General features: G+C 69.6%; 1 protein-coding gene. It reads left to right on the plus strand.

Features of this window, described 5'->3' with window-relative positions:
• Positions 1 to 79 precede the first annotated feature (79 nt).
• On the plus strand, positions 80 to 1,675 hold a 1,596-nt coding region (locus ROTAS13_RS24135), incomplete at its 3' end, for a type IV secretory system conjugative DNA transfer family protein (protein ID WP_075823632.1).

Raw genomic sequence — 1,675 nt, forward strand, 5'->3', positions numbered from 1 at the left:
ACCGTACCGGCGGCTGCGGCCCCTGGCCCCGCGCGGCCGGCGCGCGACGGCTTCGGGCTGGAACGCTGAGCGCCACGCCATGATCCAGCGCGAGATCTCCGGGCCGCAGAGTCAATTCGAGCGCGGCGGCGGGATGGGGTACCGCGACGTGCGGCCCTTCACCGTCCGGCTCGCGGACCTGCTCGGCAGCCAGTTCTCCGGCCTCCTGCTGAGCACGACGGCGGCCGTGGCCTTCCTCTACCCGGCCGCCATCGACCTGCTGGTGCCGGGGTCGCTCGCCTATGCGGCCTGGGTGATGCGCCGGCGTATCAGGCTGCCGCTGCGCCTGCCGCGCAGCGCCGCGCAGCCGGACTGGAACTACCCCAGCCCCAAGGACCGCCGCCCGCGCATGGCCGCGGGCAGCCTCTACATCGGCAACGACCAGGTGAGCGGGCAGGAGCTGTGGATCACCAACGAGGATGCCCGCCAGCACGGCACCATCCCCGGCACCACCGGCGCCGGCAAGACAACCGCCATCCTGAGCCTGCTGACCAACGCGCTCGCCCAGGGCTCGGGCTTCGTGCTGGTGGACGGCAAGGCCGACAACCAGCTGTTCGGCCAGGTGGCGGCGCTGCTGCGGCGCTACGGCCGCGAGGACGACCTGCTCGCCCTCAACCTCCTCGTCGCCTCCGGCGTGAAGGACAGCAACACCTTCAATCCCTTCGCCTCGGGCAATGCCGACGCGCTGCGCGAGATGCTGGTCAGCCAGCTGGGCGAGCAGCGCTCCGAGGACAGCAACGGCGTCTTCCGCACCCGCGCCATCGCGCTGGTCGGCACCATCGCCCCGGTGCTGGTCTGGATGCGCGACAACCGGGGCATCCCGGTCAACATCGAGACCATCCGCTTCGCGCTGGAGCTGCGCTCCATCGGCACGCTCGCCACCCGGAGAATCTTCCTGCACCGCGAGGGTATCAGCGGCACGGTGACGGAGATCCACGTCAACAACATGCCCGAGGAGATCATCTACCCGCTGAACGCCTATCTCGGCGAGCTGCCGGGCTACGACACCACCCAGCCCTTCAACAAGCAGAAGGGCGAGGAACCCTCCAAGCAGCATGGCTTCGCGCTGTTCTACTTCACCGGCCCCTTCACGCAGCTCTCGGTCAGCCTCGGCCACATCTTCAAGGTGCTGCATGGTGACATCGACATGCGCGACGTGGTGCTGAACCGGCGCATCCTCGTCGTCAACCTGCCGGCGCTGGAGAACTCCGACGACACCCTGGCCTCGCTGGGCAAGATCGTCGTGGCCAGCCTGCGCGGCATGCTGGCGCAGCTGCTCGGCGCCCGGCTGGAGGGCGACAGCCGCGAGATCTTCGCGCTCAAGCCCGGCATGGGCGAGGGACCGTTCTACGTCGTGTTCGACGAGCTGGCCTACTACGCCACCAACGGCATGGACCGCATGCTGGCGATGGGGCGCGGCCTCAACATCTGCTTCTGGCTGGCCTTCCAGGAGGTCAGCGGCCTCTGGGCCCGGCTCGGCGAGAAGACCGCCTCGCTGCTCGGCAACGCCAACCTGACCATCGCCATGCGCCAGCAGGACGCGCAGCGCACCCGCGACTGGATCGAGAAGACCGCCGGCGAGACCGAGGTGACGCAGGCCACCAGCTTCGTGGCGGGCGAGGCGGGCAACTACCGC

This window comes from Roseomonas sp. TAS13 (assembly GCF_001950415.1).
GTDB classification, from domain to species: Bacteria; Pseudomonadota; Alphaproteobacteria; order Acetobacterales; family Acetobacteraceae; genus Roseomonas; species Roseomonas mucosa.